At 38.3% G+C, this 392-nt stretch carries 1 protein-coding gene; it reads right to left on the bottom strand.

What is annotated here, in order from left to right; genetic code table 11:
- Nucleotides 1-392 (bottom strand): zinc-binding dehydrogenase (locus EZH24_RS13555; protein ID WP_137999497.1); only part of this gene is annotated, 392 nt, incomplete at both ends.

The following is a 392-nucleotide window of genomic DNA, read 5'->3' as shown; positions in this document are numbered from 1 at the left end:
AACTTCGGGATAAATATTATTGGCAACCGAATAATCGAGCATCTCTTGAGTTTCTCTTATTCCGCCAATTAACGAACCGAATATTTTTCTGCTTCCGTTTATTATCGCCAAATCTATTATGCTCAAACTCGGATTATTTTCGCTCGGAGGAAGTCCCAAAACCGCCATCTCGCCGCCTCTTTTCAACATAGCCATATACATATTTAAATCGTATCTTGTTGGTATAGTGCTGATTATATAATCCAAAGTATTTTCAAAATTCTGCAAATCGCTCGGGTTATTTACATTCACATATTTAACCGCTCCCATATTCAAAGCGTCTTGCCTTTTGTCTTCGGTTATATCGAAAACTGTCACATCAGCTCCAAGTTTAACCGCGTATTGAACAGCCA

The sequence above is a fragment of the Brachyspira catarrhinii genome (assembly GCF_005518285.1).
Lineage (GTDB): Bacteria > Spirochaetota > Brachyspiria > Brachyspirales > Brachyspiraceae > Brachyspira > Brachyspira catarrhinii.
This window is presented reverse-complemented; position numbering and strand designations above follow the sequence as displayed.